At 65.8% G+C, this 281-nt stretch carries 1 pseudogene; it reads right to left on the reverse strand.

From position 1 onward, the window contains the following. A pseudogene (locus tag EN857_RS34330) lies at positions 1-281 on the reverse strand (FAD-dependent monooxygenase); the annotation flags it as partial.

The raw sequence follows: 281 nt of genomic DNA on the forward strand, positions 1-281 counted from the left end.
CGCGCAGCGCCTTGACCCAGGGGTCGGTGTGCTCACGGAAGACAAAGAGATTGGCGCGGGTGACCCCGCCGGCCGGGAAAAAGTTCAGGTAGTCGATCCCGTCGGAGACGCGTTCGCCGTAATAGGTCAGCGCCGGATGCTTGAAGGCGCTTGCGCCCGCCGGCCGGACATTGAAGCCGAAAGTCAGCGATTGCCGCTGGTGGACGAATCGGCGCTCGATGCCAACGTCACGCCGCAGGATGTCCCCCATACCGGTGGCGAGCACGAGCAGGCGAGCCGTC

The organism is Mesorhizobium sp. M4B.F.Ca.ET.214.01.1.1 (assembly GCF_004791545.1).
Lineage (GTDB): Bacteria > Pseudomonadota > Alphaproteobacteria > Rhizobiales > Rhizobiaceae > Mesorhizobium > Mesorhizobium abyssinicae.